The organism is Sinorhizobium chiapasense (assembly GCF_036488675.1).
GTDB classification, from domain to species: Bacteria; Pseudomonadota; Alphaproteobacteria; order Rhizobiales; family Rhizobiaceae; genus Sinorhizobium; species Sinorhizobium chiapasense.
The window spans coordinates 1,897,935-1,923,282 of the sequence record NZ_CP133148.1; the positions used below are offsets into that span (position 1 = coordinate 1,897,935).

Annotated in this window: 26 protein-coding genes; 17 read left to right on the plus strand and 9 right to left on the minus strand. The window is 62.7% G+C overall.

From position 1 onward, the window contains the following. Positions 1 to 344: 344 nt before the first annotated feature. Both RB548_RS09080 and RB548_RS09085 read right to left on the minus strand, forming a co-directional pair. Entirely contained in the window at positions 345 to 2,102 is a 1,758-nt protein-coding gene (locus RB548_RS09080; RefSeq protein ID WP_331374601.1) for an adenylate/guanylate cyclase domain-containing protein, read from the minus strand. 129 nt (positions 2,103 to 2,231) lie between these two features. Then, a complete protein-coding gene (locus RB548_RS09085; RefSeq protein ID WP_331374602.1) occupies positions 2,232 to 3,704 on the minus strand; it encodes a cobyric acid synthase in 1,473 nt (490 codons plus the stop codon). A 351-nt stretch (positions 3,705 to 4,055) separates the two neighbouring features. Here RB548_RS09085 and RB548_RS09090 point away from each other — a divergent pair, with 351 nt between their 5' ends. The 4 genes from RB548_RS09090 (at position 4,056) to RB548_RS09105 (ending at position 8,194) form a co-directional block, all read left to right on the plus strand. Next, the gene (locus tag RB548_RS09090; RefSeq protein ID WP_331374603.1) at positions 4,056 to 4,199 is read left to right on the plus strand and encodes a hypothetical protein; all 144 of its coding nucleotides are present in this window, start codon (positions 4,056 to 4,058) and stop codon (positions 4,197 to 4,199) included. A gap of 832 nt (positions 4,200 to 5,031) precedes the next feature. After that, positions 5,032 to 6,030 (plus strand): ABC transporter substrate-binding protein, encoded by a 999-nt coding sequence (locus RB548_RS09095; RefSeq protein ID WP_331374604.1) that lies wholly within the window; start codon positions 5,032 to 5,034, stop codon positions 6,028 to 6,030. 216 nt (positions 6,031 to 6,246) lie between these two features. Further along, positions 6,247 to 7,155 (plus strand): ABC transporter permease, encoded by a 909-nt coding sequence (locus RB548_RS09100; RefSeq protein WP_331374605.1) that lies wholly within the window; start codon positions 6,247 to 6,249, stop codon positions 7,153 to 7,155. After that, the gene (locus RB548_RS09105; protein ID WP_331374606.1) at positions 7,148 to 8,194 is read left to right on the plus strand and encodes a quaternary amine ABC transporter ATP-binding protein; all 1,047 of its coding nucleotides are present in this window, start codon (positions 7,148 to 7,150) and stop codon (positions 8,192 to 8,194) included. The genes RB548_RS09100 and RB548_RS09105 overlap by 8 nt, the downstream gene beginning before the upstream one ends. A gap of 78 nt (positions 8,195 to 8,272) precedes the next feature. Here the strand turns inward: RB548_RS09105 and RB548_RS09110 are convergent, their stop codons facing one another. Then, positions 8,273 to 8,677 carry a tautomerase family protein gene (locus tag RB548_RS09110; protein ID WP_331374607.1) on the minus strand — a complete coding sequence of 135 codons (405 nt, stop codon included), beginning with the start codon at positions 8,675 to 8,677 and terminating at the stop codon, positions 8,273 to 8,275. Positions 8,678 to 8,782: 105 nt separating this feature from the next. On the opposite strand from RB548_RS09110, the gene RB548_RS09115 reads away from it, so the two are divergent. The 3 genes from RB548_RS09115 to RB548_RS09125 all read left to right on the plus strand — a co-directional run bounded on the left by RB548_RS09115 (position 8,783) and on the right by RB548_RS09125 (position 11,332). Next, the gene (locus RB548_RS09115) at positions 8,783 to 9,658 is read left to right on the plus strand and encodes a LysR substrate-binding domain-containing protein (protein WP_331374608.1); all 876 of its coding nucleotides are present in this window, start codon (positions 8,783 to 8,785) and stop codon (positions 9,656 to 9,658) included. A gap of 97 nt (positions 9,659 to 9,755) precedes the next feature. After that, positions 9,756 to 10,772: a betaine--homocysteine S-methyltransferase gene (gene bmt / locus RB548_RS09120; protein WP_331374609.1), complete on the plus strand. Its 1,017-nt coding sequence runs from the start codon at positions 9,756 to 9,758 to the stop codon at positions 10,770 to 10,772. 212 nt (positions 10,773 to 10,984) lie between these two features. Next, complete coding sequence (locus tag RB548_RS09125) at positions 10,985 to 11,332, plus strand: hypothetical protein (RefSeq protein ID WP_331374610.1); 348 nt, start codon at positions 10,985 to 10,987, stop codon at positions 11,330 to 11,332. A 212-nt stretch (positions 11,333 to 11,544) separates the two neighbouring features. On the opposite strand, the gene RB548_RS09130 is transcribed toward RB548_RS09125, so the two are convergent. The 5 genes from RB548_RS09130 to RB548_RS09150 form a co-directional block, all read right to left on the minus strand. Then, positions 11,545 to 13,554, minus strand: coding sequence for a vWA domain-containing protein (locus tag RB548_RS09130; protein ID WP_331374611.1), 2,010 nt, complete (start codon positions 13,552 to 13,554; stop codon positions 11,545 to 11,547). 2 nt (positions 13,555 to 13,556) lie between these two features. Then, complete coding sequence (locus RB548_RS09135) at positions 13,557 to 14,084, minus strand: RNA polymerase sigma factor (RefSeq protein WP_331374612.1); 528 nt, start codon at positions 14,082 to 14,084, stop codon at positions 13,557 to 13,559. A gap of 89 nt (positions 14,085 to 14,173) precedes the next feature. After that, positions 14,174 to 14,941, minus strand: coding sequence for a phosphodiester glycosidase family protein (locus RB548_RS09140; protein WP_331374920.1), 768 nt, complete (start codon positions 14,939 to 14,941; stop codon positions 14,174 to 14,176). Positions 14,942 to 15,192: 251 nt separating this feature from the next. Further along, positions 15,193 to 15,891 (minus strand): 4Fe-4S dicluster domain-containing protein, encoded by a 699-nt coding sequence (locus tag RB548_RS09145; RefSeq protein WP_331374613.1) that lies wholly within the window; start codon positions 15,889 to 15,891, stop codon positions 15,193 to 15,195. A gap of 107 nt (positions 15,892 to 15,998) precedes the next feature. Continuing rightward, positions 15,999 to 17,573, minus strand: a complete 1,575-nt coding sequence (locus RB548_RS09150) for a trimethylamine methyltransferase family protein (RefSeq protein ID WP_331374614.1) — start codon at positions 17,571 to 17,573, stop codon at positions 15,999 to 16,001. 530 nt (positions 17,574 to 18,103) lie between these two features. Here RB548_RS09150 and RB548_RS09155 point away from each other — a divergent pair. After that, positions 18,104 to 18,802 carry a corrinoid protein gene (locus RB548_RS09155; protein ID WP_331374615.1) on the plus strand — a complete coding sequence of 233 codons (699 nt, stop codon included), beginning with the start codon at positions 18,104 to 18,106 and terminating at the stop codon, positions 18,800 to 18,802. 123 nt (positions 18,803 to 18,925) lie between these two features. Here RB548_RS09155 and RB548_RS09160 read toward each other — a convergent pair whose 3' ends face one another. Then, complete coding sequence (locus RB548_RS09160) at positions 18,926 to 19,084, minus strand: entericidin domain-containing protein (protein WP_225107206.1); 159 nt, start codon at positions 19,082 to 19,084, stop codon at positions 18,926 to 18,928. A gap of 39 nt (positions 19,085 to 19,123) precedes the next feature. On the opposite strand from RB548_RS09160, the gene RB548_RS09165 reads away from it, so the two are divergent. From RB548_RS09165 to RB548_RS09205, 9 genes are all read left to right on the plus strand, one after another. Beyond that, the gene (locus tag RB548_RS09165) at positions 19,124 to 19,744 is read left to right on the plus strand and encodes a DUF1638 domain-containing protein (protein ID WP_331374616.1); all 621 of its coding nucleotides are present in this window, start codon (positions 19,124 to 19,126) and stop codon (positions 19,742 to 19,744) included. A gap of 239 nt (positions 19,745 to 19,983) precedes the next feature. Next, on the plus strand, positions 19,984 to 20,181 hold the full coding sequence (locus tag RB548_RS09170) for a hypothetical protein (RefSeq protein ID WP_331374617.1): 198 nt from the start codon (positions 19,984 to 19,986) through the stop codon (positions 20,179 to 20,181). 370 nt (positions 20,182 to 20,551) lie between these two features. Further along, entirely contained in the window at positions 20,552 to 20,740 is a 189-nt protein-coding gene (locus tag RB548_RS09175) for a hypothetical protein (RefSeq protein WP_331374618.1), read from the plus strand. A gap of 733 nt (positions 20,741 to 21,473) precedes the next feature. Next, positions 21,474 to 21,776, plus strand: coding sequence for a virulence factor (locus tag RB548_RS09180; protein WP_331374619.1), 303 nt, complete (start codon positions 21,474 to 21,476; stop codon positions 21,774 to 21,776). Next, positions 21,769 to 22,356, plus strand: coding sequence for a methylenetetrahydrofolate reductase C-terminal domain-containing protein (locus RB548_RS09185; RefSeq protein ID WP_331374620.1), 588 nt, complete (start codon positions 21,769 to 21,771; stop codon positions 22,354 to 22,356). Before RB548_RS09180 ends, RB548_RS09185 begins: the two co-directional genes overlap by 8 nt. Beyond that, complete coding sequence (locus RB548_RS09190) at positions 22,353 to 23,444, plus strand: methylenetetrahydrofolate reductase (protein WP_331374621.1); 1,092 nt, start codon at positions 22,353 to 22,355, stop codon at positions 23,442 to 23,444. Before RB548_RS09185 ends, RB548_RS09190 begins: the two co-directional genes overlap by 4 nt. A gap of 114 nt (positions 23,445 to 23,558) precedes the next feature. Continuing rightward, positions 23,559 to 24,521 (plus strand): methyltetrahydrofolate cobalamin methyltransferase, encoded by a 963-nt coding sequence (locus RB548_RS09195; protein ID WP_066873494.1) that lies wholly within the window; start codon positions 23,559 to 23,561, stop codon positions 24,519 to 24,521. Between the two features lie 43 nt (positions 24,522 to 24,564). Next, positions 24,565 to 24,867, plus strand: coding sequence for a hypothetical protein (locus RB548_RS09200; protein ID WP_331374622.1), 303 nt, complete (start codon positions 24,565 to 24,567; stop codon positions 24,865 to 24,867). A gap of 41 nt (positions 24,868 to 24,908) precedes the next feature. Next, positions 24,909 to 25,250: a hypothetical protein gene (locus RB548_RS09205; RefSeq protein WP_331374623.1), complete on the plus strand. Its 342-nt coding sequence runs from the start codon at positions 24,909 to 24,911 to the stop codon at positions 25,248 to 25,250. Positions 25,251 to 25,348 lie beyond the last annotated feature (98 nt).

Here is a 25,348-nt window from a genome sequence, read left to right on the forward strand (position 1 = left end):
CGTAGAAGAAGAGGCGTCCAGCCCGGCTGATAACGATGCCATGCCAGTGGCTTTTCCGGCCTGCCGTCCGATCCCGCGAGACTGCCCCATGCAGATCGTCGGTAGAAGGCGACATGCCCGATGGCGAACCCTGACCGTTCTACAGTCGCGGGGTCGGCTGCGATAAGGGCGCCCGGTTTGGGTCCGCCCCGTCACATTCCCATTTACTCCCCCGTTCCGCTCCGGCGCGGGGGAACCATCCATAGACGTTAATTATGAAGCGGCATCGGCAAAGTCAATCGACGGCCTGCGACATGCGCAGCCGCGAAAACGGAAAACCGCTATACACTTTTGCTGGAGTTGCTTTAGGCAACGAGCGGGAATCCGGCCTTGCGCAGCCCATCGATGAGATGCGCGTAGTGGCTGGGATCCACGTACGGCGTGAGGATCTTCCAGTAATGGGCGATGTCGGCCGGCACATTGGCCATGATTTCCGGAATGAGCTCGCGCGCCTCCTCGTCGTGGCCAAGCTGCCCAAGGCTCGCGAGAAGCACGACACGGTTGAAGTAGGCCCGGCGGAGCGAAATGCCGCGTTCCGAATAATGCAGCGCCTCCTCGTAATTGCCGAGATGATAGTGGGCAAGCGCCATGTGGTTGAGGAATAGATAGGTCAGCGGATCGTGCGGACTGAGTCTCAGGGCCATTTGGAGCGGGTCGAGCGCCTCGGCGAAACGTCCCGCGAAAATCCGGGACCAGCCAAGTCCCATATGCGCGAGCGCCAGGTTGGGGTTGAGGTCGATCGCCCGCTGCGCCTCTTCCACGGCCGCGGGCGCACGGTGCATCACGAAATGGGCAAGGCACATGGCGTAGTGTGAATAGGGGTCGCGCTCGTCCAGCGCGACGGCACGCTCGGCTGCCGCACAGAGCTCGGCGCTGTCGCGGTCGACATCGTCGCTGAAGCCGTGGAAGCAGCGCGCATAAAGGGCGCGGGCAAGCATCATGTGCGCGCGGCCGAAATCGGGATCGAGAGCGATCGCCCGCCGTTGCCAGACAATCGCTTCCCTGAAGTGCTCCGCCGTGTCCTGCACATTGTGATGCCACGTGCCGCGCATGTGACATTCATAGGCGTCAAGGTTGTTGGTGGGATTGAACTGGGCACGCCGGCTCTCCCCGATGAGGATTTCCGGTTCGATGGCGCCGACGACATTCTGTGTGAGTTCGTCCTGGATGGCGAAGATATCCGCAAGTTCGCGGTCGTAGCGCTGGGCCCAGAGATGGACGCCGGTTTCGGCTTCTATCAGCTGGCCGGTCACGCGCAGGCGCGTCCCGGCCCGGCGCACGCTCCCCTCGACGATATAGCGCACACCGAGATCGCGGCCGACCTGCTTCACGTCGACCGCGCGCCCCTTGTAGGCGAAGGACGAGTTGCGGGCGATGACGAAGAACCAGCGATAGAGCGAGAGCGCGGTGATGATGTCCTCGGTGAGCCCGTCGGCAAAATATTCCTGCTCCGGGTCGCCCGACATATTGACGAAGGGAAGGACGACGATCGAGGGCTTGTCCGGAGGGTTGAGCGGCCCGCCGAGTACGCCCGCCTCGACCGGATCCTCGCCGCGCCAGTCGACCCTGTGCACCGGCACGGGACGCGGAATGTTCTTGAGGTTGCGGTCGCCAAGGTGGACCAGCGGGAAATCGAGCTTGCCCTCGATCTGGTCGTGAAGCGCGCCCGAAATGCAGATGCCACCTGGCAGCGCAACATCCTGCAGCCGGGCTGCTACGTTGACGCCGTCGCCAAGAAGATTGTCGCCCTCGACGACGACATCACCGAGGTTTAGTCCGATGCGGAACTCCATCCGGTGGTCGGGGGTGAGATCGGCATTGCGGCGATAGAGCGCGCGCTGGATGGCGACGGCGGCCCGCACCGCCTGCACGGCACTGTGGAATTCCGCCACGACGCTGTCGCCGGCCGAGCCGAATACGCGCCCGCCATGCTCGGCGACGAAATCGCCGATCGCAGCGCTGTAGGTGCCGAGCGTCGCAAGCGCGCCTTCCTCGTCGGCAGCGACAAGCCGGCTGTAGCCAGCGACGTCAGCGGCAAGGATCACTGCGAGCTTCCGTTCCACGGGCACAGCCGCTCCTGCGGCGTATAGCCAGGATATTTCAACCGTAGCTTAAATGCCGAAGGCGGAGAAGCAACAAAATGGTACCACGCGGCACCGCGCACTGGTCTCTTCGGCACTTTGCCGCCTGCCTCACCCGGGTCCGTGCTCGCCGCTGAGCAGCCGGTCCAGCCAAACCGGATCGAGCACCGCTTCGAGTTCGCCGGCGATATCATCGAGCGCCGCATCGACCGATTGGCGATAATTGCGGCCGCCACCCTCGATGCCAAAGCTCTTGAGCAGGGCGGCCCGGTAGGCGTCGCCGCCGAAAAGCCCGTGCAGGTAGGTGCCCATCACCTTGCCGTCGGCGGAGATCGCCCCATCCCGGCGACCGTCGATGGAGACCGGCGCGCGGTCGCAATCGGTGCCCGTGGTCTTGCCGAGATGGATCTCGTAGCCGTCTAGCGGGACGTCATGTTCGAGCGACCAGGCGCGGCTGTTGCGGACTGTCTTTTCCGGCGCCATTTCCGTTTCGACCGCAAGCACGCCGAGGCCGGCGATCTCGCGTTCGCTGCCTTCGATGCCGAGCGGATCGGTGACGCGGGCACCAAGCATCTGGTAGCCGCCGCAAATTCCGATCACCCGGCCGCCGCGCCGCAGGTGGCGCTCAAGGTCCCGGTCCCAGCCCTCGGCGCGAAAATCCTTGAGGTCGGCAATTGTCGATTTCGAGCCGGGAATGACGACGAGCCCGGCATCGTCGGGAATCGGCGTGCCGGACCGGACGAAGACGAGATCGACGTCCGGCTCGGCCATCAGCGGATCGAGATCGTCGAAATTGGCGATCCGCGACAGGACCGGCACCGCGACTTTCAACGCCTTGCCGCCGCCGCGCGCGAGCCTTTCCAGCACCACCGAATCCTCGGCCGGCAGCCGCGCGGCGCTCTTCAGCCACGGCACCACGCCGAAACAAGGCCAGCCGGTGAAACGGTGAATGGCGGCAATGCCATCGTCGAAGAGCGTCACGTCGCCCCGGAACTTGTTGATGAGATAGCCGCGGACCATCCGCCGATCCTCTTCCGGAAGAATCGCATGGGTGCCGACGAGCGAGGCGATGACGCCGCCGCGGTCGATATCGCCGACAAGCACCACCGGCACGCCGGCACGCGTGGCAAAACCCATGTTGGCGATATCGCCCGCCCTCAAATTGACTTCCGCCGGCGAACCTGCTCCTTCGACGATGACAAGATCCGCGCCGGCGGAGACCAGCTCGAAACTTTCCATCACCGCGCCGAGCAGCTTCGGCTTCAGCGCCTGATATTCCCTGCCCTTCGCCTGACCCGCGACCTTGCCCTGCAGGATGATCTGGCTGCCGGTGTCCGACTGCGGCTTCAAAAGCACCGGGTTCATGTGCACGGAGGAAGGCACGCGCGCAGCCAGCGACTGCAGCCATTGCGCCCGGCCGATCTCGCCGCCGTCATCGGAAACGGCGGCGTTGTTCGACATGTTCTGCGGCTTGAACGGCCTGACCTTCATCCCGCGATTGGAGGCGAGCCGGCAGAGCCCGGCCACCAATACCGATTTTCCGACATCCGAGCCGGTCCCCTGCAGCATGATTTTCTGTGTCATGCGGCCTCCCGTAGCATCGAAACCATCGACGGCAAAGGCCGTTTTTCGACGGGATTCAACCTCATTTCGCCACTGCATGTTTCCTTAAATCCTAGCTGATTTAAGGATGGAAACATGCAGCGATTCAAAGTGCTGCAGCGTCCCTTGCGCGTCGGATTAAGACGCGCGGCGCTGCAGCATAATCACGGCCCGTTTCGGGCGCTCACGAACGTTGTTCGAAATCGCGACAGGACTTGCGGAATTGCGACATGCGATGGCGACATTGGCATTTAAATTCCACCCACTCGCGCCTATATCGACGCCATCGAAACAACTCCGGGCAAAGCCCCGGACTCCCAAGGTAGAAAAGTCATGCTGTTCGTCTTCAGCAAACCAAATTTCGTTCAGATCGCCTGGAACTCCAAGGCGCCGTCGAGCCAGTCCCGCGTGCGTAATGTCGAGATGGACGCACCTCGCGGCCCGCTCGGTTTCATCCGCACGTACAGCATCGGATAATCAGGCGTTTTTCCGCTTCAAGCCGCTCCTTTCGGGGCGGCTTTTTGTTGCCCGCTTTACCGGCGAATGGGTCCATAACGCGAAAGCCGCACCCGACCTCGTGCGAGGGGATGCGGCCGCCGAAATAACGCATGGTCTCTCCGGCACAACACACCGGAAATCGCTGCACTCTTCGCGTTCGAGAGCGCTCTCCCCGTCCTACGGCGCCGCGCGTATAATCAGATGCGCAAACATGAGTAGCAATGCGCCGAACGCGGGATGTCCAGGTCCGGTACGCAACACCTGATCCGGACCTGCGGCAGTCGCCCGCCGCAGGCAAACAATTAGCCTGACATCGTTACCGGATGGTTATTGATGGCTTAAGCAATGGTGAATCGCGCATTTTTTTGATTTTTTTTCGCGACATCCTCGGGCGGATTCCCGGGCGCAATCGCGACAGGAAACGTCCCGATTGAAACAGGCTCGCAGGGGAAGCCGTGCTCTGGGCCGCATTTTGCGGCAATTTTGTCGTAAATGCTCAGATTGTGGCCAGACCAAAACAAGAAATGCACGCGCGACGACGACGCCGTTCGACACGGCAGTCCGATTGAAGAGGTTGATTTCTCTTCGGGAATACTTAGGCTTGCCGTAGCGGTGAAGAGGAGATCCGGCTGGCGACAGGGTTCCGCGGCCAGGATTTGAAAGAACTCCCACACTGCCGCAGCGGGGGCATGATTTTGGCCTTCCGATGCCGAACCTCGGGCTGCTCACTGAATAATCGGGTGTCGGGACAGCATAACCCCTGCGGCACCCTCGATCGTTGGCTGCACAAAGACTGGGAGGTCTTGCAAACATGAAGAAACTCCTCGCGTCCACCTTTCTCGCCGTGGGCCTTTATGCCGTGGCGGGCTCGGCGCAAGCCGCGGAATGCGGCGAAGTCAGTATTGCCGAAATGAACTGGGCCTCGGCGGGCGTCGCCGCCCATGTCGACAAGTTCATCCTCGAAAACGGATATGGTTGCACCGTGGAGCTCGTTACCGGCGACACGATGCCAACCTTCGCCTCGATGAACGAGAAGGCGCAGCCCGACATGGCGCCGGAACTCTGGGTCAACGCCGTGCGCACGCCGCTCGACGCAGCGATCAAGGAAGGCCGTCTGATCCAGGCCGCGCCTCTGCTCAGCGAAGGCGGCGTCGAGGGATGGTGGATACCGAAGTTCCTCGCCGATGCACACCCCGACATCAAGACCGTGCAGGACGCTCTGAAGCATCCGGATCTGTTCCCGGCACCGGAAGATCCGTCCAAGGGCGCCATCCACAATTGCCCCTCCGGATGGAACTGCCAGGTCTCTACCGCCAATCTCTTCAACGCGCTGGAAGCCGAAAAAGCCGGCTTCGAACTGGTCGATACCGGCTCGGCCGCCGGCCTGGACGGCTCAATTGCCAACGCCTTCGAGAAGAAGACCGGCTGGCTCGGCTACTACTGGGCTCCGACCGCCATTCTAGGCAAGTACGAAATGACCCGCCTCTCCTTCGGTGTCGACCATGACAAGAAGGAGTGGGACGCCTGCTCCGCAGTTCCCGATTGCCCGAACCCAAAGGTCAACTCCTACCCGGTCTCGGACGTCTTCACGGTCGTGACGAAGTCCTTCGCCGATAAGGCCGGCGTCGCCATGGACTACGTCAAGGTACGCAAGTGGGACAACGGCACGGTCAACAAGGTTCTGGCCTGGATGGACCAGAACCAGGGCACCAACGAGGACGCCGCCAAGCACTTCCTCGAGAACTATCAGGACATGTGGACCCAATGGGTCAGTCCCGAAGTGGCCGAGAAAGTCAAGGCAGCGCTCTGACAGAAGCGTCCCAGCGGGACGGCCGCCGGACCTCCGGCCGCCGCCTCGTGCCCCGGCAAACGTCGCAAACAGTAAAGCGGGAACGTTGTTCCGCTGTCACATTTCTCACGTCGGGACACGCAAGAGGTCACGAGCAAGTCTGCGCAGGACGGCCGCATGCGGTCGTTCCAACGACGCAGCCGGCGGCATAAGACTTCCGGCCAGAAGGGGGAAAACATGGCTATCTGCAGTTTCCTGCCGGACCTGCTTTGCAAGTTCCCGGCCATAGACGATGGCACTATCCGCATGGCGCGCAAGAGCGTCGACGACGGATTCAAGGGATTCGTGCGCAGTTACGGCGATGCGATCGACGCAGTGGTCCAGCCATTGCAATGGTTCCTGAACTACCTGGAACGGGCCTTCGTCAGTTCGCCCTGGATCCTGATACTGATTATCATGGTTGCCATCGTCTATCTCGGCAGCCGCAACGTGAAGATCACTATCGGCACGGCGTTTTCTATGGTGTTGATCGGGCTCGTCGGGCTCTGGAACGACACGATGATCACGCTCGCCATGGTTACCGTCTGTACGCTGATTTCGATCGTGATCGGCATCCCGATCGGCATCCTGATGGCCCGCTCCGACCGGGTACAGGCCTTCGTCAACCCGATCCTCGACGTCATGCAGACGATGCCGAGCTTCGTCTATCTCATTCCGGTGGTGATGATCTTCGGCATCGGCAAGGTGCCGGGGCTGATCGCCGTCGTCATCTACGCCGTGCCGCCGATGATCCGGCTTACCAATCTCGGCATCCGGCTCGTCGACAAGGAAGTACTGGAGGCCGCCGACGCATTCGGCTCCTCCGCCTGGCAGAAACTGAAGAACGTGCAGATGCCGCTGGCGCTGCCGACCATCATGGCCGGCATCAACCAGACGATCATGATGTCGCTGGCAATGGTCGTCGTCGCCTCGATGATCGGCGTGGGCGGGCTTGGCAAAAACGTGCTCCAGGCGATCGCCAATCAGTTCTTCACCGTCGGTTTCCTTAACGGCTTTGCCCTCGTCGGCATCGCCATCATTTTCGATCGTACCAGCCAGGCCTTCGGAAGGCGGCTGCAAAAGCACTCGGAGGTTATTCATGGTTAGTCATGCAATCGAGGTGAAGAACCTCTACAAAATCTTCGGCCCCCGCGGCGAGGACTTCGTCGATGTCGTCAAGAAGGGCATGGGCAAGGCCGAACTCAACGAGAAACACGGTCACGTGCTCGGCCTGCAGGACATCAATATCCTTATGCCCGGCGGCTGCATCACGGTGGTCATGGGACTTTCCGGTTCCGGCAAGTCGACGCTGATCCGCCACATCAACAGGCTGATCGATCCGACGGCGGGCGAAGTGCTCTATGACGGCACCGACGTCTGCAAGATGAACGAAAACGACCTTCGCCAGTTCCGTCGCCACAAGACGGCTATGGTGTTCCAGAAGTTCGCGCTGCTGCCGCACCGCACCGTCCTCGAGAACGCCGTATACGGCCTGGAGATCCAGGGTATCGAACGGCGCGAAAGCGAAAAGCGCGCGCTCGGCTGGATCGAGCGCGTCGGCCTCAAGGGGTTCGAAAACCACTATCCGAACCAGCTGTCGGGCGGCATGCAGCAGCGTGTGGGCCTCGCCCGGGCGCTCACCAACGACGCCGATATCCTGCTTATGGACGAGGCCTATTCGGCACTCGACCCGCTGATCCGAGTCGACATGCAGTCGGTGCTGCTCGACCTGCAGAAGGAACTGAAAAAGACCGTCGTCTTCATCACCCACGACCTCGACGAAGCGCTGAGGCTCGGCGACAAGATCGCGATCCTGCGCGACGGCCGGGTCGTGCAGCAGGGTACCGGCCAGCAGATCGTGCTTTCGCCGGCGGACGACTACATCACCGCCTTCGTCAAGGAAGTGAACCGTGGCCGCGTCGTCCATGTCGAAACGATCATGCGTCCGCTCTCGGGCAATGCGGAAGGCCTGCCGCTTGCGGCCGGCACGGTTCTGGAAGCGGCCGCGCGCGCGATGACCGGCGCGCGTGTCGGCACCGCCCACGTCGTCGATGAGAACGGCCGGCCGATCGGCGCGGTCGACCTGCAGACGATCATCGCCGCCATGGTGACGCCGACGAGCCACACCGACCGCCAGGCGGCATGACAAGGCGCGGATTTCTCTGCGCACGGACGAGGGGCGCTCGCGAGAGCGCCTCTTTTTCTGTCCTGTTTCCTTGCCCCGCTATGCAGTCAGCTTGCCGCTGATAAAGCGGAACTCCTGCGTCTTGCCGCCATAACCATAGGCTGCTGCGGAGACTTCGTGAACGAGCACATAGCTTTCCGGATGAACCTTTCCGAGAAGCTTCCCGAAGCCGCCGTAGATCGCTTCGATGTAGGCGGCCATTTCCTGCTTTGTGTTCGTGCCGTCGACGACCTTGATGTCCAGCCAGAAGCTGTTTGTCTCCTGCGACGCGATCGACTTTCCGCCGGCAAACCAGTGCTGCGGGTCGACATAGCCGACCGCAACCGCGGTGACGGTCGGATCCTTGCGCAGGTGCGCTTGCGTCAGTTGGCTGACCTCCGCCGCGATTCTTGCGGACAGTTCCGGGTCCGGACGGCCCGCGACAGTGACGTTGATGATGGGCATGGCAAGCACCTTTCGACTGCAGTTGTTCTTGACGTTCAGCTTGCCATCACCAACACATCAATAAAATCAAATTGTCTTGCATGATTAGTTCTGTATCATAGAACTATGAATCCCATCGATCCCGATCTCCTGCGCACATTCCTCGCCTTCGCCGAGGGCGGTTCGCTTGCCCGCGCCGCAACGGCAGTCAATCGTTCCCCTTCCGCCGTGACGGCGCAGATGCAGCGCCTCGAAACACTGATCGGCGAGCCGCTTCTGGCCCCGGCCGGGCGCGGGCGCACGCTGACGCCGGTCGGCGAGGAACTCGTGGATCACGCCCGCCGCATCCTCGACGCGCATCGCGATGCCTGGCTCAGCCTCCGGGGCGCGCGCGCCGACGGACGGATCTCGCTCGGCAGCACGCAGGATTTCGCCGATACGACGCTGCCCGACATCTTGCGCCGCTTCGCTCGCTCGCATCCGCGGGTTCGCCTCGACCTCAGGATTGGCAGGTCGAAGGAACTGGCCACGGCCTTCGATCAGGGCCAGGTCGACATTCTGCTGACCATGCGGCAGGCGCCCGCCGCCGACGAACTGCTCTTTTTGAAAGAAGAGATGATCTGGCTTTGCGCCGACAAGGGGCTGGCAACGGCCGACGCCGAAGTTCCGCTGGCTGTGCTCGACCCGCCCTGCGGCTTTCGGGCAGCGGCGATCTCGGCGCTCGAAGCGGCCGGCCGCCCCTTCCGGATCGCTGCGACGAGCCCGAGCCTGTCTGGCCTGCGCGCCGCCGTCATGAGCGGCATTGCCGTCACGACGCGCACTGCAAGGTTTCAGGGGCCTGGAATAGAGCAGGCGCCCGCGCATCTCGACCTGCCGCCCCTGCCCGCGGCCGAATTCAGCCTGCGCCTGCGAGCACATGCTGACAAGCCCGCGACAGATCTCGCGGCTGTTCTGGCGGACGAACTGCCGCGCCGAGGCAGTCGCCAAGGGCCTGACGCGTGAAGCACCGATTTTTCCGGCATGCTCCGGCGAAGTCTGTTGCAATCACATAAAGATATCTTTATATCTTATTGCAATTTCATTCAGCCGGGAAAAACCGATGTCCGCTTCCGATGCCCTTTCCGATCTCCTTGCCCAGAAGGGCGTGCTGCTTGCCGATGGTGCGACCGGGACGTCGCTCTTTGCCATGGGGCTCGAGGCCGGCGAAGCGCCGGAGCTCTGGAACGAGGCGAAGCCGGAAAACATCACCAAGCTGCATCAGGATTTTGTCGATGCCGGCGCCGACATCATCCTCACCAATTCCTTCGGCGGCACGCGTCATCGGCTGAAGCTGCACCAGGCCGAGGACCGCGTCCATGCGCTGAACAAGCGCGCAGCCGAAATCGCCCGCGCCGTTGCCGACAAGGCGCCGCGCAAGGTCATCACCGCCGGCTCCGTCGGCCCGACCGGCGAACTCCTGATCCCGCTCGGCGCGCTTTCCTATGAGGATGCCGTTGCAGCCTTTGCCGAGCAGATCGAAGGCTTGAAGGCGGGCGGCGCGGAAGTCGCCTGGATCGAAACCATGTCCTCGCCGGACGAAATCCGCGCGGCGGCCGAGGCGGCCACCAAGGTCGGCCTCCCCTACGTCTATACCGGCTCGTTCGATACCGCCGGCAAGACGATGATGGGTCTCCACCCCGGGGACATTCACGCGGTCGCCGGCGACATCGGCGAAGGCCCGGTCGCGGTCGGCGCCAATTGCGGCGTCGGCGCCTCCGATATCCTATCCTCGCTGCTCGACATGACCGCGGCGGCCCCGGAGGCAACCGTAGTCGTCAAGGGCAATTGCGGCATCCCGGAATTCCGCGGCTCCGAGATCCATTATTCCGGCACCCCGCCGCTGATGGCGGAATATGTGCGGCTGGCGGTCGACGCCGGCGCGAAGATCATCGGCGGCTGCTGCGGCACCTCCTGCAACCATCTCGCCGCGATGCGCCTCGCGCTCGACAACCACGCGAAGGGCGAGCGCCCGACGCTCGACGTCATCGTCGAAAAGATCGGCCCCTTGCGCAACAAGACCGCCAACGAAGGCGCCTCCGCCCCGACGCGCGAACGCGGTAGCCGCCGCCGCGCCTGAGACGGCCAGACTGCGCAGCACGAAACGACAAACGCTCCGGTGCGGAATGCCCGGAGCGTTCTTCTTTGTTCTTCGACGAACGTCGGGCGCGGCGGCGTGCAGCACCGTCGCGAAGACGGGCGTCGAATCCCGGCCCATATTCTCCGCCTCGCTTGCGGATGGCCGACGGCTGACCTATCCCCGAAGGATGTTTCGATTCGAGGAGACGAACGATGAACGCCGGGCCAGCCGCCTTTCCGGACAGGGACACGACCGCCGCCAAGCTTTCGAGCTTCGGCGAGGCCGACCGATCCTTCGTCAAGCTTCTGATGGAAAACGCCGAGCAGGATGAGAACCTGATGGAAGGCCTGCAACGCCACCTCGACCTCGCCGTAGAGGCCCGTTTCCTGAACTCGCTGAAGCTGGAGAAACTCGGTGAATGGCTCGGCAACGAGGCGCCCGCCCGCCTGCAAATGCGCCTCATGGAAGCTGCCCGCTCCAGCGAGCATCCGGCCTATCAGGCGTTCAAGAACGGGCTAACGAAATCCGGCGGCCTGCAGCGGGCATTTCCAAGGGCGTAGCAACTTCGATTCACCAACAGCTGTCCCGCCCCTCACCCTGCCCTCTCCCCGCAAGCGGGGCGAGGGTGAGTCGCGCTCGCGGCCCGTGACGCACCCCCGTCACCAGCCCTCGTAGAATAGCTTGGAACTTGGCGGAGCCGGTGCAGCGTCGCCCTTCTCCCCGCCTGCGGGGAGAAGGTGCCGGCAGGCGGATGAGGGGCGGCACCGCGGCGTCATTCCCCCGAAAGCCCTTTCGCCAGCCGTACCAGATTGACGAACTCCCCGCGGTATCCGAACGGGTCTGCCCCCTTGGCGCCCGCGGCAAGATCGGCGATCGCCGTGTAGGAATAGCCCGAAAGCGCCGGATTTCCCGCAAGCGTCTGGCCGAAAGCAGCGACGGCGGTTGAGAAACGGACGTCCACAGGAGCTTCGGCGAGCGACGGCACGGCATTCGCCTCCGTGACTGGCGTGGTGATCAACTCGCTCTTGTCGCCATCCGGCTTCTTGTAGCGGATCTTGAGATAGGCGAGTTCGCCCGAATGCGCTGTCGCGTTCGCCGCCGGCTTTTCTACCGTCGCATAGCGCAGGTCGTCGTTGAGGACCGCCGGGCTTCCCTTCGGCGTCACTTCGTAGATCGCGGTGACGCTGTGACCCGAGCCGATATCGCCGGCATCCACCCGGTCGTTGTTGAAATCCTCGCGTTTCAGCGCCCGGGTCTCGTAGCCGATGAGACGATACTCCGCGATTGCCGCCGGGTTGAACTCCACTTGCAGCTTGATGTCCTTGGCGATCGGGAAGAGCGACGAGCCCGCTTCCTCGACCAACGTCTTCTGCGCCTCCGCAAGTGTATCGATATAGGCGGCAACGCCGTTGCCGTTCTGGGCGATCGCCTGCATCAGCGCGTCGTTGTAATTGCCACGACCGAAGCCGAGCACCGAGAGGAAGATGCCCGTTTTGCGCTTTTCCTCGACCAGCCGTTTCAGCTCCTCGTCGCTCGACGGGCCGACATTGAAGTCGCCGTCGGTCGCCAGCAGGATGCGGTTTACGCCGCCCTTCACGAGAGCCTTTTCGGCCAGTTGATAGGCCTCGTCGATGCCGGCAGCGCCGGCCGTGGAGCCGCCGGGCGCCAGCGTATCGATCGCCGCCAGGATCTTCGCCTTGTCCTTGACCGCCGTCGGCTCGAGGACCGTCCCTGCATTCCCGGCATAAGTGACGATCGACACCGTGTCGTCAGGCTTCAGCCCGTCGACAAGCAGGCGGAAAGCGTTCTTCAACAGCGGCAGCTTGTCCGGCTCGTCCATGGAACCGGAAACGTCGATCAGGAACACGAGGTTCGCCTTCGGCGCTTCCGCAGGCACGACCTCATAGCCCTTGATCGCCACATGCATCAGGCGCGTGCCCGCGTTCCAGGGGGTCGGCGTGACGGTGACAGTCGCCCTGAAGGGTACCGCAGCCGACGTCGGGCGCGGCCAGTCATAGGGGAAATAGTTGACCATCTCCTCGATGCGCACGGCATCGGGATTGGGCATCTCTCCTGCCATCAGCGAGCGGCGGACGAAGGAATAGGAGGCCGTATCGACATCGGCGGAGAACGTCGAGACCGGCTCAGTCGCCGCACTGTTCACCGGATTGGCATCGGCGTTGCCGAAGCGCTCGCGGCTCTCGGCCGGCGGCGGAAGAATGTCGGCCGGTGTCGTCGGCGACGGCATGATCTCCATGCGTCCCCGCGCCGCAAAGCCGGCCGTGCCACCGAGCGTGCTCATGGGAGCCGCCGTGTCGGCGGCCGTTCGGCTCGCCATCGCGTCGACTTCTGCGGCCGCCGGCGCTTCGCTTTTCACCTCTTCCGCAAGTTTTGCAGCGGCCTGTGCCGCCTGTGAGCGCGCCAGCGACGCGCCGCTCTCCGCCACAGGCGCGGCCGACTTCGGTTCGGGCTTTGCTGCAATCGCGGTTTGCTGCTCGGGCAGCCGATCATTACGGATCATTTCCACGGTCAGGAAGGCAGCGGCGGGCACAACGATCAGGGTTGCCAGCGCCGATCCGGCAAGCAATTTCCGGTTCATGATGGGGCTCCATATCCGGTTGAGGATGGAGCTTGGACGAGCGGGCACTACTGCTCCTTGGGCGGCGCTCGAATTTTCCGCCGTGTCATAGGCTTCCATCGCGGCGGCGAGCGCGCGCGCCCGCGCTTCGCTCGAAGGCGTCGGCGGCAGCTTTGCGGCAAGCGTTTCGAAATCGTCGGTCATGATCACACAGCCTCCTTGCCGAGCATGGTCCGCAGACGCTTGCGCGCCTCATGGACATGCCAGGAGATGGTCGCTTCGGAGCAGCCGAGCACGTCTGCCGCCGCGGCATGGCTCAGGCCTTCGGCGTAGACGAGCAGGACGGCATCGCATTGTTTTTCCGGCAGCGCCCGGACTGCCGTCCAGAGCGCTTCCCGCCGGTCCTCGTCCTCTCTGTCAGGCGTACGCTGCGCCGCTGGATCCGACGCATAGGCCGCAATCTTGCGCTCATCGCGCACCCGGCGGCGGCGATGGTCGCGCGCGGCGTTGAGCGTCAGCGTATAGAGCCAGGTTCGAAAACGGCTCGTGCCACGAAAGCCGCGGATAGCGGAACCGAGCCGAATGCAGACATCCTGCGCGATATCCTCCGCGTCGGTCACGTTGCCGGACCAGCGCCAGGCAACGGCGTGCACGAAATCATAGTGGCGCTCGACCAGAAGGCTGAACGCCTCCCTGTCGCCCCTCACCGCCCTCTCAACGAGTTCCGCGTCCAAGTCCGTGCCCGCTTTTGACCTGTTTGCCCGTTAGACGTCCGCCGGCAGCCATTCCTTGGGGCCGCGATCAAAAAAATCACGCTGCCGATTCAGCGCGGAAACCGGTCAACGACGGCGATGATCGGCCCGAGCGGAAACAGCCGATCGTGGCGATTGATCTCCGGCGCATAGAGGCTCGAAATCGTACCATCGAGAAAGAGTGCATTCGGGCAATCAAGGGCGTCGCGAAACAGCGTCGCGAAATCGTGAAAGCGCGCCGGCCGTTTCGACACCGCGAAGACCACCTCGCCCGAAACCGTCACGCCAACTCCGTTGCGGGTTTTGAGACTGTCGCTGTTTGGCAGGAAGCGCGGATGCAGCGCCCCGTCGATCACCAGCATCGGACCGGATTGCGTCGCGAAGCGCGGCTTGATACCGGCGGCGCGATAGGCCTCCGCCGCCATCACCCCCGCCTTGCCGTCTCCGACATAGAAAACGCCGTTCGGCAACAGATGGAAATTCCCCCAACCGGAATTGGTGTTGAGCGGCGCCTGCTCCACGCCCTCTTCGACATGCAGGCCGACCGGGGAAAGATCCTCGTGGTACATACCGCCATTCATGGCGAAGACGAGATATTCGTCGCGCTGGCGCAACTCGAGCGACAGCGCCCTGAAGGACTTGAACGGCACGCCCGCCTGATCCTTGTTGTAGAGGCGAATGTCGCTCGCCGCCGGGTCGAAGCTGCAGGCGATATAGTCCTGCCCGAGGTGGCTGACGCTGCGGCAGGCGGCATATGCTGCGTCAGCCGGCGAGGGTTTGGCGAAGCCAGCCATGAAAACGGCGGCACCGACGAGGAAGGCTTTCGGAAACAGTGGCATGGTTCGCGACTCGAAGCGGATCGTGACGCGTAGCATCGCACGGATTGCGGCGAAAATTGATGTTTGCATTCGCGATCGCGGAAAGCCCCTCATCCACCTGCCGGCACCTTCTCCCCGCAAGCGGGGCGAAGGGACCCGCCGCGCCCGCTCGCCCGGCTAGCCGAACTGGAAGAAGGGACAACCGCGCGCCCTTTAAGTCCCCTCTCCCCGCGTGCGGGGAGAGGGTTAGGGTGAGGGGCAATTCGGGTCGGCTACAAACTCAGCGCCGCCATATGGAAACGCAGTTGCTGAACTGGATAGCGATAACCCATCCCCACCGGACAGGCATCGCGCGAGATGCATCCTTGCGTGTGACAACCGACTGCCCCCGCCTGCGTCCTCAAATGGGCACGGCAGCGCCCGACATCGAATGTGCGGGCGGCCAAGGCGTCAGCTGGGCAGGCGGAGACGCACGGCTTTTCCACACAGGCATCGCAAGGATGGCCAACTGAAACTTTTCCCGTCTGCGGCAACACCCGATCAAAACCGAGCGCGGCGCGATAGCCGTGCCACAGCCCATAGTGCGGATGAATAAGAATACCGAGCGGAGAAGCCTGCAGTCCCTCGGCGCGCATCGCCCATTGCTGAAAGGGCTGCCACGGCGGATCGGAGGGGAAATAGGCGGTGGCGCCGGCCGCATCGGCAATCGGCTGGATCACGCATTTGGACCAATTGTCGAGCGGATCCGTTCCACCGCGATCCGTCTCATGCTCGCGCCAGCGGTCGAACGGCTTCCACAGCGAGCCGCCGATATTTCCGATGAGCACGACACTGGCGGTGGGCTTGCCGTCTGCAAGCATCGGAGCGGCCTCGCCATCGAAAAAATTCACTGTGCCGCGCAAAAAAAGACCGTGCGGCGCGAGCGCCGCACGGATCGTTTCAAGCAATTCGCCCGCCGAAGGATCCGTCATTTCGGTTTCGGCCCCTGAAGTTCGTAATGCGGGCGCCAGACCTCCTTCTGGATCATGTCGGCCACCTGCGCCGCGCCGCCTTGCTCCCTGGCTCGCTCGGGAGCCTTTCAGGTGAAGGCGTCCGGCATCGAGTCCTTGCGCTTGGCGATATAGTCCTTCAGCGCCTCGTCGATTGCCGGATCGAGGTAAGGTGCCTCGTAATGCTCCAGCCAGCTGCGGGCCAGCGCATTGGCGCGCTGCTCGATCCGCTTCTCGCCTTCGATTTCCCACTGCTCGAAGGAATTGTTGTCGGCGAGCGGCGAGCGGTAGAAGGCGGTCTGGAAATTCGCCTGGGTATGGGCGCAGCCGAGATAGTGGCTGCCCGGACCGACTTCGCGAATCGCGTCCAGCGCCTGGGCGTTTTCGGAAAGGTCCACGCCTTCGGCCATCTTCTGCATCATGCCGAGCTGGTCCTGGTCGATCATGAACTTCTCGTAGGACGAGACGAGACCGCCTTCGAGCCAGCCGGCCGCGTGCAGCACGAAATTGGTGCCGGCGAGCAGCGTCATGTTCAGCGTGTTCGCCGATTCATGCGCCGCCTGCGCATCCGGAACCTTGGAGCCGCAGAGCGAGCCGCCGGTCCGGAAGGGCAGCCCGAGGCGGCGGGCAAGCTGCGCTGCGCCGTAGGAGACGAGCGACGGCTCCGGCGTACCGAAGGTCGGCGCGCCCGACTGCATCGAAATCGACGCCGCGAACGTCCCGAACAGCACCGGCGCACCCTTGCGGATGAGCTGGGTGAAGGACGCACCCGCGAGCACTTCGGCAAGGATCTGCGTCAGCGTGCCGGCGACGGTGACCGGGCTCATCGCGCCGGAGAGGATGAACGGCGAAAGCACGCAGGCCTGGTTGTGGCGTGCATAGACCTTGAGCGCGCCCACCATGGTCTCGTCGAAAACCATCGGCGAATTGGCGTTGATGAGGTTCAGCGTCACCGTATTCTTTTCGACGAAATCGTCGCCGAAAACGATCTTCGCCATGGCGATCGTGTCTTCGGCGCGTTCCGGCGCCGTAACCGAGCCCATGAACGGTTTGTCGGAATATTTGATATGGCTGTAGACCATATCGAGATGGCGCTTGTTGACCGGGATGTCGACCGGCTCGCACACGGTCCCGCCCGACGAATGCATCGACGGCGCCATGTAGGCAAGCTTCACGAAATTGCGGAAATCCTCGATCGTCGCGTAGCGGCGGTTGCCGTCGAGATCGCGCACGAAGGGCGGGCCGTAGACCGGTGCAAAGATCGTTGCCTTGCCGCCGACGTGCGCACTGCGCTCAGGATTGCGCGCATGCCAGGTGAAGTCCGACGGCGCGGTCTTCAAGAGTTCGCGGCAGAGCCCCTTCGGGAAATGAACACGCTGCCCGCGCACGTCGGCGCCGGCTGCCTTCCAGAGATCGAGCGCTTCGGCGTCATCGCGAAACTCGATGCCGATTTCCTCGAGCACGGTGTCGGCGTTGCGCTCGATGAGCTGCAGGCCTTCCTCGTCGAGCACTTCGTATTCGCGAATCTTGCGCTGGATATAGGGCAGAGACGGTCCCGGACCGCCGCCGGTGCGTGACGCCCGGCGCGCCGCCGCTCCCCGTCCCTCGCCACGCGCGCGGCGTCCGCCGCCTTCGACCGCGCCTTGTTCTGTCACGTCGCTCATTCGCTCATTCCTCTCCCGCCGCGCCCTTCTGGCTCTCCAAGGGACGCGGCAACGCTTTGATTAAGTGGCGCATCTTCCCTCCGAAGGTCGAGGCCAACGGGGGAAACCATGCACCGGGATCGATTTTGGGCTAATGCTACCAAGCCGCCGAACCGGTACGGGTCTCAATGCGCCAACGCGTGGCGCATCTCAGACACTCAACCTTGACACCCGTCAAGGCCCGACATGCGGCGAAAACGGGCGCCACGCGCGCAAAAACTGTTGTCCGAAGCCGATGCTGCCCGATGTAACAACTTGAACTGTTGCAGAAATTTACCGCACGCCCGATTCCGAATGCGGCCGAGATACGGTAGGACTATGGATGCGCGGACGAACCAACGGTGCCGTCGCTTTTCATCATATGCGACGTCGCTTTCAAAAAGAGATTTTTAGCTTTGGGCCGTTAAGGATGAGCAACGCGTCCGGATCGTGCCCGATCGAGCCAGATCACCGCGCGAAGACTACCGTGCCAGGAACCGAGGAACCCTACTATGGCAGACGATGAAATCATTCTCGAGGACCTTTCCGACGAGGAACTCGTGCAGCAGATGCATGATGACCTTTATGACGGTCTCAAGGAGGAAATCGAGGATGGAACGAACATCCTCCTCAAGCGTGGCTGGACCCCTTACGACATCCTGACCCAGGCGCTCGTCGAAGGCATGCGCATCGTCGGCATCGACTTCCGCGACGGCATTCTCTTCGTGCCGGAAGTTCTGCTTTCGGCCAATGCGATGAAGGCCGGCATGTCGATCCTGCGTCCGCTGCTCGCCGAAACCGGCGCGCCGAAGCTTGGCAAGATGGTCATCGGCACCGTCAAGGGCGATATCCACGACATCGGCAAGAACCTCGTCGGCATGATGATGGAAGGCGCCGGCTTTGACGTCGTCGACCTCGGCATCAACAACCCCGTCGAGAACTATCTGGAAGCGATCGAACGCGAGCAGCCGGACATCCTCGGCATGTCGGCACTGCTTACGACCACCATGCCCTACATGAAGGTCGTTATCGACACGATGAAGGAAAAGGGAATGCGCGACGACTACGTCGTCCTTGTTGGCGGCGCGCCGCTTAACGAGGAATTCGGCAAGGCCGTCGGTGCCGACGCCTATTGTCGCGATGCCGCCGTCGCCGTCGAGACTGCCAAGGACTTCATGAAGCGCAAGCACAACCGACTGGCAGCCGGCTAAGACCGAGGGCGTTTTGGCAAAGAAGCCGGCTGCGTGGGTGAACACCGCAGTCGGCTTTCCTATATTCAGGGGCAGATAGGATGGCGCCGCTCTCAGGGGTGCCCGTCCTGCCCGGCGAAGCCGTCAGTTGGCTGCCTTGGCAACCCGATGGCCGGCCCCCTGTGTGGCGTTCACGGCATTTGCAGTATCCTGCCCCATGCCGCGGATCGTGTTGGCGCAGGAACTCAGGGTTGCCAGCGCTAACAGAACGGCGCCGATCGTCGCGAGAGTTTTTGTTGTCATGACCATGATTCCTTCATGTTGCTGCAAGGCGGAATAAAGATGGAAAATGCACCGTCGGCAAGAGAACGTGCACAACCGCAGAAAGTTCACGTCATTGGTTGTGGAGCGATCGCGCGCGAAATCCTTGCCATCTGCGAGGCCAACGGGCTCGACCACATCGATCTCCATTGCCTGCCGGCCATCTGGCACAACACCCCGGAAAAGATCACACCGGGCCTTCGCGAGGCGATCGCCCGGGCGCGCGCGGACGGCTTCGAGCGCATCTTCATCGCCTATGCCGATTGCGGCACCGGCGGCGAACTCGACCGGCTTTGCGAGGAGGAAGGCGTGACCCGCATTCCTGGTCCGCACTGCTATTCCTTCTTCGCCGGCAACGCCGATTTCGCAAAACGCTGGGACGACGACATCAGCGCCTTCTTCCTCACCGACTTCCTCGCCCGCCAGTTCGAAGCCTTCGTCATCGAACCGCTAGGCCTCGACCGGCATCCGGAACTGCGCGACATGTATTTCGGCCACTACCGCAAGCTCGTCTATCTCTCGCAGGTAGAGGACAAGGCGCTACAGGAAAAGGCCCGCCGCGCCGCCGACAGGCTCGGCCTCGAATACGAATATCGCTTCACAGGTTATGGCGATCTGACGCGGTCGTTGATCGAGGCGTAATCGATTCGCCGGGAAAATTCCTTGACGGAGTCATTCACGGCGCGGTCGTGCCGTGGCCGGCAACTGTGTATGTCAGCAGCGCCGCGTCGGCGGAGCGCGGAGTCTTATAACCTCAAGCCAGCCCGATCGATCTCGCGGGCATCATGGCGACAATGGCATCATCCCACGCTCTGGACCTGTGTTTGCAATGGCTTGCGACGCCGAATCTGCTAAACAGGTGTGAAAGTGGGGAGAACGCAATGTCACAAGAGCGCTATGAACTTGTTCTCGATCCGACCGACCATTGGACGGTGTGGGACAATGTGACCGGCGTGCCGGTGGTGTTTGCCGATCAAATCCTTGGAGGTCTCAGCGAAGAAGAGGCGGAGGCGGCCCTGAGGGTCCTGATCGAACTTGACCGGACTCGTGCGGCGACAGCCGTCGTGGACGCCGCGTAGCTGTAAGAGCACGCCAGGCGCGTTTCGCTGGCCTCCGACCGGTCGGCGTTCGCGTGAGCGCGAAGCCTGCCCTTCCTATTGTGCGCCTGCCCGCAAGACGCGGTCTGTGGCGCCTCCGAAGGCGAGACCCGTTTGCTCGCTGTCCTGCTTGAAACCGCGAACAGTGTTCGCGCAAGACGAAAGCGCGACAAGCCCCAGGCACATTATTGCGATCACGGCTTTTGACATCGTCATCTCCAGAATGGACGCGTGATCCCAAGGAGATGATCCGCGCCGTCCCGAAATCAATCCCTGCGCGACGCCATGTTTTTGACCAGCAAGTGGCGGAACATGACGGGCTTCGCCATATCCTCCATGATTGGAGAAGACCATGGACCGCAAATTCCTTGTCGTCGCGATTGCGACAGCGCTCCTGGCGGTTGCGGGATGCACGACCAGTCAGACCAGCCAGAACACAGCCCCTCCTCCGCCCAGTCAGGCCGGCAGCGCCGGTTCCTCAGGAAGTGGCGGTTCCTCGGGAAGTGGCGGCATGGGCGGAGGCGGAAGCTCGGGCTACTGAGGTCGCCCGCGGCTTTGTTGCATGTTTCCTTAAATCCAAGCCGATTTAAGGATAAAAACGCGCATCAAATCGAAGTGCTACAGCGTCCCGTGGCGTCTGATAGGAAGCGGCGTGCAGGACCCGGCATCACTCTATGAGCGCCACGACGGCGAATACGAGGATTGCGACAATGATCGCCAGCACCACGATTGATAGCAAATTCCCGTCACGCATGTTCAGAGCCTTCAAGCTCTAAACGAGCGAGGCAATCCACTGTTCCGTGCGCGACGTGTTCCCCGTGCAACGGGGTTCTTCCACGCGAGGCACACGGTCGCAACAGCCCGCAATCGCCGCCAAGCCCTTTCCACGGCTGGCTCGAAGCCGGTGCCGCCACCGCCGAAAGGGCGCGGAGGGCTAACCACGACGAATGGACACCCGCTCGGATACACGATTGGGGAGCGTCGTTTTTGGACATATCCAACGTCGTGACAAGGTGAGCGACAGCGAATGGACATGCGCATTGTCGGCATTACAGCGCCGCGCGTCGGAACTGACGCGTAAAGACGCTGTAACACTTTGATACGTCGCATAAGCCTTTCCGAAAATCGATCTCGGTTTTCGGGGTTATGCACCTTGCATGTTTCCTTAGATCGCAATCGATTTGAGGATAAAAACATGGAGCAATTCAAAGTGCTACAGCGACCTTTGCCCGTCTGACAAGACGCGCGGCGCTGTAGAGGAGAACAGGAATCCCATGGCAGATCGCATCATTGTCTACTGGCGCGACATTCCCGCCCAGGTCATCATCAAGCAGGGTCGCAAAAACGCCAAACGCGAACTGTCGCTGCGCTTCACCGAGGCGATCGACATGTGCGCGATGCGCACCGGTGCGGCCGAGACCGACGATTACCTCGCTGAATGGCGCAAGGCCGATCCGGTTCCGGTTTCCGACGACCTGGAAGCGGAGGCCGACAAGGCGGCGGCGGAACTCGAATCCGCCTACGATCGGGAGCGGCTGGTCGCGCTCGTCAAGGCCGGAGGCCGGGACAATGCCTGACCCGAAGGTCGTCACCGGCAACGCCCAGCCCGCCAAGAAGGCGGCGACCGGCGCCTATACCCCGACGAATGTCTCGCCGAGCCGCCGCTCGCGCCACAAATATACCGTGCGTCTCTGGGCCGTGCGCAATTCGCGCTTCCTCGAATGGTTCTACAACCGTTTCGCCGACATGTTCCTGACGCTCCATCCGCTGTGGAACGCCATCGGCTACGGCCGCGTTGAACGGCCGGTGACCTTCGTCGAGCGCCACGTCAAGGGCTTCCTCTTCGACTGCCGCATGTGCGGCCAGTGCGCGCTGTCCTCGACCGGCATGTCCTGCCCGATGAACTGTCCGAAGCAGCTCAGGAACGGGCCGTGCGGCGGTGTGCGCGCCAACGGCAATTGCGAGGTGGAGCCGGACATGCCCTGCGTCTGGGTGCAGGCGTGGAAGGGCTCGCAGAATATGGTGAAGGGTAATGCGATCATGAATGTGCAAAAGCCGGTCAACCAGTCGCTGCGCGAAACCTCGTCCTGGTTGCGGGTGACGGCGGAAGCTGCGGCCGCCCGCGACGCGGCGAAGAAGGAAGGCCAGCAGCAATGAGCCCGGATATCAATCCCCACGATCCCGGCGCGCCGCTCGATCCCCTGCCCGGCCATTCCTCGCGCGGGCGGCTGGAGCGCGTGCTGCGCCGTGGCGAATTCGCCGTGACCGCCGAACTCAACCCGCCGGACAGCGCCAATCCCGAGGACGTCTACGAACGCGCGGCGATCTTCGACGGCTGGGTCGACGGCATCAACGCGGTCGACGCTTCCGGCGCCAACTGCCATATGTCGTCGGTCGGCATCTGCGCCCTGCTGACGCGCATGGGCTATGCGCCGATCATGCAGATCGCCTGCCGCGACAAGAACCGCATCGCCATCCAGGGCGATGTGCTCGGCGCCTCCGCCATGGGCGTACAGAACATCATGTGCCTGACCGGCGACGGCGTGCAGGCCGGCGACCAGCCCGGCGCCAAGCCCGTGTTCGACCTCGACTGCATGTCGCTGCTCGAGACCGTCCGCATCATGCGCGACAATTCGAAATTCCTGTCCGGCCGCAAGCTGACGACGCCGCCGCACGTCTTTTTGGGCGCCGCGATCAACCCCTTCGCGCCGCCTTACGATTTCCGCCCGTACCGGCTCGCCAAGAAGATCGAAGCCGGCGCGCAGTTCGTCCAGAGCCAGTACTGCTTCGACGTGCCGATGTTCCGCGAATACATGAAGAAGGTGCGCGACCTCGGCCTGCACGAGAAGTGCTTCATCCTCGTCGGCGTCGGGCCGATGGCATCCGCCAAGACCGCCCGCTGGATCCGGTCCAACGTGCCGGGCATCCACATTCCCGACAGCGTCATCACACGGCTCGAAGGCGCGCAGGATCAGAAGAAGGAAGGCAAGCAGCTCTGCATCGACATCATCAACGAGGTGAAGGAGATCGAGGGCGTCTCGGGTGTCCACGTCATGGCCTATCGCCAGGAGGAATATGTCGCCGAGATCGTCCACGAGTCCGGCGTGTTGAAGGGTCGCAAGCCATGGAAACACGAAGCGACGCCGACGGAAACGCTCGTTGCCGAACGACTCGAACATATCCGCGAGGGCATCGAGGAAAACCAGCAGCAGATGGCGGAAGCCGCGGCGCACCATCCACATTAGGATGCCACTTCCATTCGATATCAGAGGAAAACCGGCGCTTCGGCCCGTCCAGCGCCTTACAAACGAAGACCGGGCCTATTACATAGCCCCACGCTCAGGATCAAAGGATCTTACATGACCCGCACCATCGTCGCTTCCGCCACCCGCGAGATCGTCATCGGCTTCGACCAGCCCTTCTGCGTCATCGGCGAGCGCATCAACCCGACCGGCCGCAAGAAGCTCGCCGCCGAGATGATCGAAGGCAACTTCGAGACCGTGATCAAGGACGCGCTCGAACAGGTCGCTGCAGGCGCGACGATGCTCGACGTCAATGCGGGCGTCACCGCAGTCAACCCGAACGAAACCGAACCGCCGCTGCTCGTCAAGACGCTGGAGATCGTCCAGGGCCTCGTCGACGTGCCGCTGTCGATCGACAGCTCCGTCACCGCCGCGATCGAGGCGGGCCTTCGCGTCGCCAAGGGCCGGCCGCTGGTGAATTCGGTCACGGGCGAAGAGGAAAAGCTCGAGGCGATCCTGCCGCTCGTCAAGAAATACGACGTCCCGGTCGTCGCGATCTCCAACGACGAGACCGGCATTTCCATGGATCCGGACGTTCGCTTCGCTGTCGCCAAGAAAATCGTTGAGCGCGCTATGGATCACGGCATCAAGCCGCACGACATCGTCGTCGATCCGCTCGTCATGCCGATCGGCGCCTTGGGCGATGCCGGCCGGCAGGTCTTCGCCCTTCTGCGGCGCCTGCGCGAGGAGCTGAAGGTCAACACCACCTGCGGCCTCTCCAACATCTCCTTCGGCCTGCCGCATCGCCACGGCATCAATGCCGGCTTCATCCCGATGGTGATCGGCGCCGGCATGACCTCGGCGATCATGAACCCCTGCCGCCCGCAGGAAATGGAAGCCGTGCGCGCAGCGAACGTCCTGAACGGCACCGACGCGAACTGCACCAACTGGATCATGACCTATCGCGACCACAAGCCGGCCGAAGGCGGCCATGCCGTGGCTGCTGCTGCACCGGCTGCCGGCGGCGGACGGCGTGGTGGCCGCGCGGCCCGCGCCGGTGCTGGCGCAAGGGCGGAGTAGTGCTTTCGGTTCGGCGCAGCGTTGCACTTCAAGGGGAACAGCAATGAGAAGCCAACTGCGGCTCATTGCCGTCCTCATCCCCCTGATCCTCATTGCCAGATATACGCTGTTTGAGGATGCGGACGAGTTTCAAAAGTTCTACGCTGCGCTCCGGACTTATGTTCTGCCGATTGTATTTCTGAACCTCGCAGTGGTTGCGGTCATGCTCGGCCTTGCTTTGACGAATAAAATCAATTCTGGGTCCCGAGAGCGGGTTATAAACGTTTGCTTTTGGGGTAGTTCGATGGTGTTGGCCGCGGCGGTTGCCTATGCATTCGCAGTTGTGAAGTTAACCGTGGCACTGTAGCGAGGTATCCCGAACTCTCATTTGAGCAGTGGAGATCCCCAATGACACCGCGTCGGCTCCGCGTGGACACTGCCACGCTTTGGTTCGAAGCTCCGTTCGTGATAGCGCTTCGGCTGCAAGAGATGCAGCTTGCGGCAATGACCGGCAAGACGCACGACGTAGCCGAGCTCCAACGCATGGTTTCCGAAAAGGTTGCGGCCGCGGCCGAGAGCGGGATGGCCGTGAACGTAGCTCTCTGGAAGGCGACACTCGACAGCACGATGCGGCTGATGACCGGCGCCAGTGGTTCCGGATACGGAGCGGCGATTGCCGCCGCGGCCCTCAAGCCTTATGGCAAGCGGGTGCGCAGCAACGCGCGGCGGCTATCGCGCAAGAAACCGTGACCATCCTGTTCACCAGCGCGGTACAGCCCTTCTGAAATGTGCTGGCAGATCTTTTCATGTCGGGATCTGACAACTATCAGGCGTCATTCCGGTGCAGT

Bases quoted from the DNA above. Each gene is read 5' to 3' on its own strand.
- RB548_RS09085 (WP_331374602.1), bottom strand. From the start codon at position 3,704: ATGACACAGAAAATCATGCTGCAGGGGACCGGCTCGGATGTCGGAAAA.
- RB548_RS09090 (WP_331374603.1), top strand. From the start codon at position 4,056: ATGCTGTTCGTCTTCAGCAAACCAAATTTCGTTCAGATCGCCTGGAAC.
- RB548_RS09095 (WP_331374604.1), top strand. From the start codon at position 5,032: ATGAAGAAACTCCTCGCGTCCACCTTTCTCGCCGTGGGCCTTTATGCC.
- RB548_RS09100 (WP_331374605.1), top strand. From the start codon at position 6,247: ATGGCTATCTGCAGTTTCCTGCCGGACCTGCTTTGCAAGTTCCCGGCC.
- RB548_RS09105 (WP_331374606.1), top strand. From the start codon at position 7,148: ATGGTTAGTCATGCAATCGAGGTGAAGAACCTCTACAAAATCTTCGGC.
- RB548_RS09110 (WP_331374607.1), bottom strand. From the start codon at position 8,677: ATGCCCATCATCAACGTCACTGTCGCGGGCCGTCCGGACCCGGAACTG.
- RB548_RS09115 (WP_331374608.1), top strand. From the start codon at position 8,783: ATGAATCCCATCGATCCCGATCTCCTGCGCACATTCCTCGCCTTCGCC.
- bmt (WP_331374609.1), top strand. From the start codon at position 9,756: ATGTCCGCTTCCGATGCCCTTTCCGATCTCCTTGCCCAGAAGGGCGTG.
- RB548_RS09125 (WP_331374610.1), top strand. From the start codon at position 10,985: ATGAACGCCGGGCCAGCCGCCTTTCCGGACAGGGACACGACCGCCGCC.
- RB548_RS09130 (WP_331374611.1), bottom strand. From the start codon at position 13,554: ATGACCGACGATTTCGAAACGCTTGCCGCAAAGCTGCCGCCGACGCCT.
- RB548_RS09140 (WP_331374920.1), bottom strand. From the start codon at position 14,941: ATGCCACTGTTTCCGAAAGCCTTCCTCGTCGGTGCCGCCGTTTTCATG.
- RB548_RS09145 (WP_331374613.1), bottom strand. From the start codon at position 15,891: ATGACGGATCCTTCGGCGGGCGAATTGCTTGAAACGATCCGTGCGGCG.
- RB548_RS09150 (WP_331374614.1), bottom strand. From the start codon at position 17,573: ATGAGCGACGTGACAGAACAAGGCGCGGTCGAAGGCGGCGGACGCCGC.
- RB548_RS09155 (WP_331374615.1), top strand. From the start codon at position 18,104: ATGGCAGACGATGAAATCATTCTCGAGGACCTTTCCGACGAGGAACTC.
- RB548_RS09160 (WP_225107206.1), bottom strand. From the start codon at position 19,084: ATGACAACAAAAACTCTCGCGACGATCGGCGCCGTTCTGTTAGCGCTG.
- RB548_RS09165 (WP_331374616.1), top strand. From the start codon at position 19,124: ATGGAAAATGCACCGTCGGCAAGAGAACGTGCACAACCGCAGAAAGTT.
- RB548_RS09170 (WP_331374617.1), top strand. From the start codon at position 19,984: ATGTCACAAGAGCGCTATGAACTTGTTCTCGATCCGACCGACCATTGG.
- RB548_RS09175 (WP_331374618.1), top strand. From the start codon at position 20,552: ATGGACCGCAAATTCCTTGTCGTCGCGATTGCGACAGCGCTCCTGGCG.
- RB548_RS09180 (WP_331374619.1), top strand. From the start codon at position 21,474: ATGGCAGATCGCATCATTGTCTACTGGCGCGACATTCCCGCCCAGGTC.
- RB548_RS09185 (WP_331374620.1), top strand. From the start codon at position 21,769: ATGCCTGACCCGAAGGTCGTCACCGGCAACGCCCAGCCCGCCAAGAAG.
- RB548_RS09190 (WP_331374621.1), top strand. From the start codon at position 22,353: ATGAGCCCGGATATCAATCCCCACGATCCCGGCGCGCCGCTCGATCCC.
- RB548_RS09195 (WP_066873494.1), top strand. From the start codon at position 23,559: ATGACCCGCACCATCGTCGCTTCCGCCACCCGCGAGATCGTCATCGGC.
- RB548_RS09200 (WP_331374622.1), top strand. From the start codon at position 24,565: ATGAGAAGCCAACTGCGGCTCATTGCCGTCCTCATCCCCCTGATCCTC.
- RB548_RS09205 (WP_331374623.1), top strand. From the start codon at position 24,909: ATGACACCGCGTCGGCTCCGCGTGGACACTGCCACGCTTTGGTTCGAA.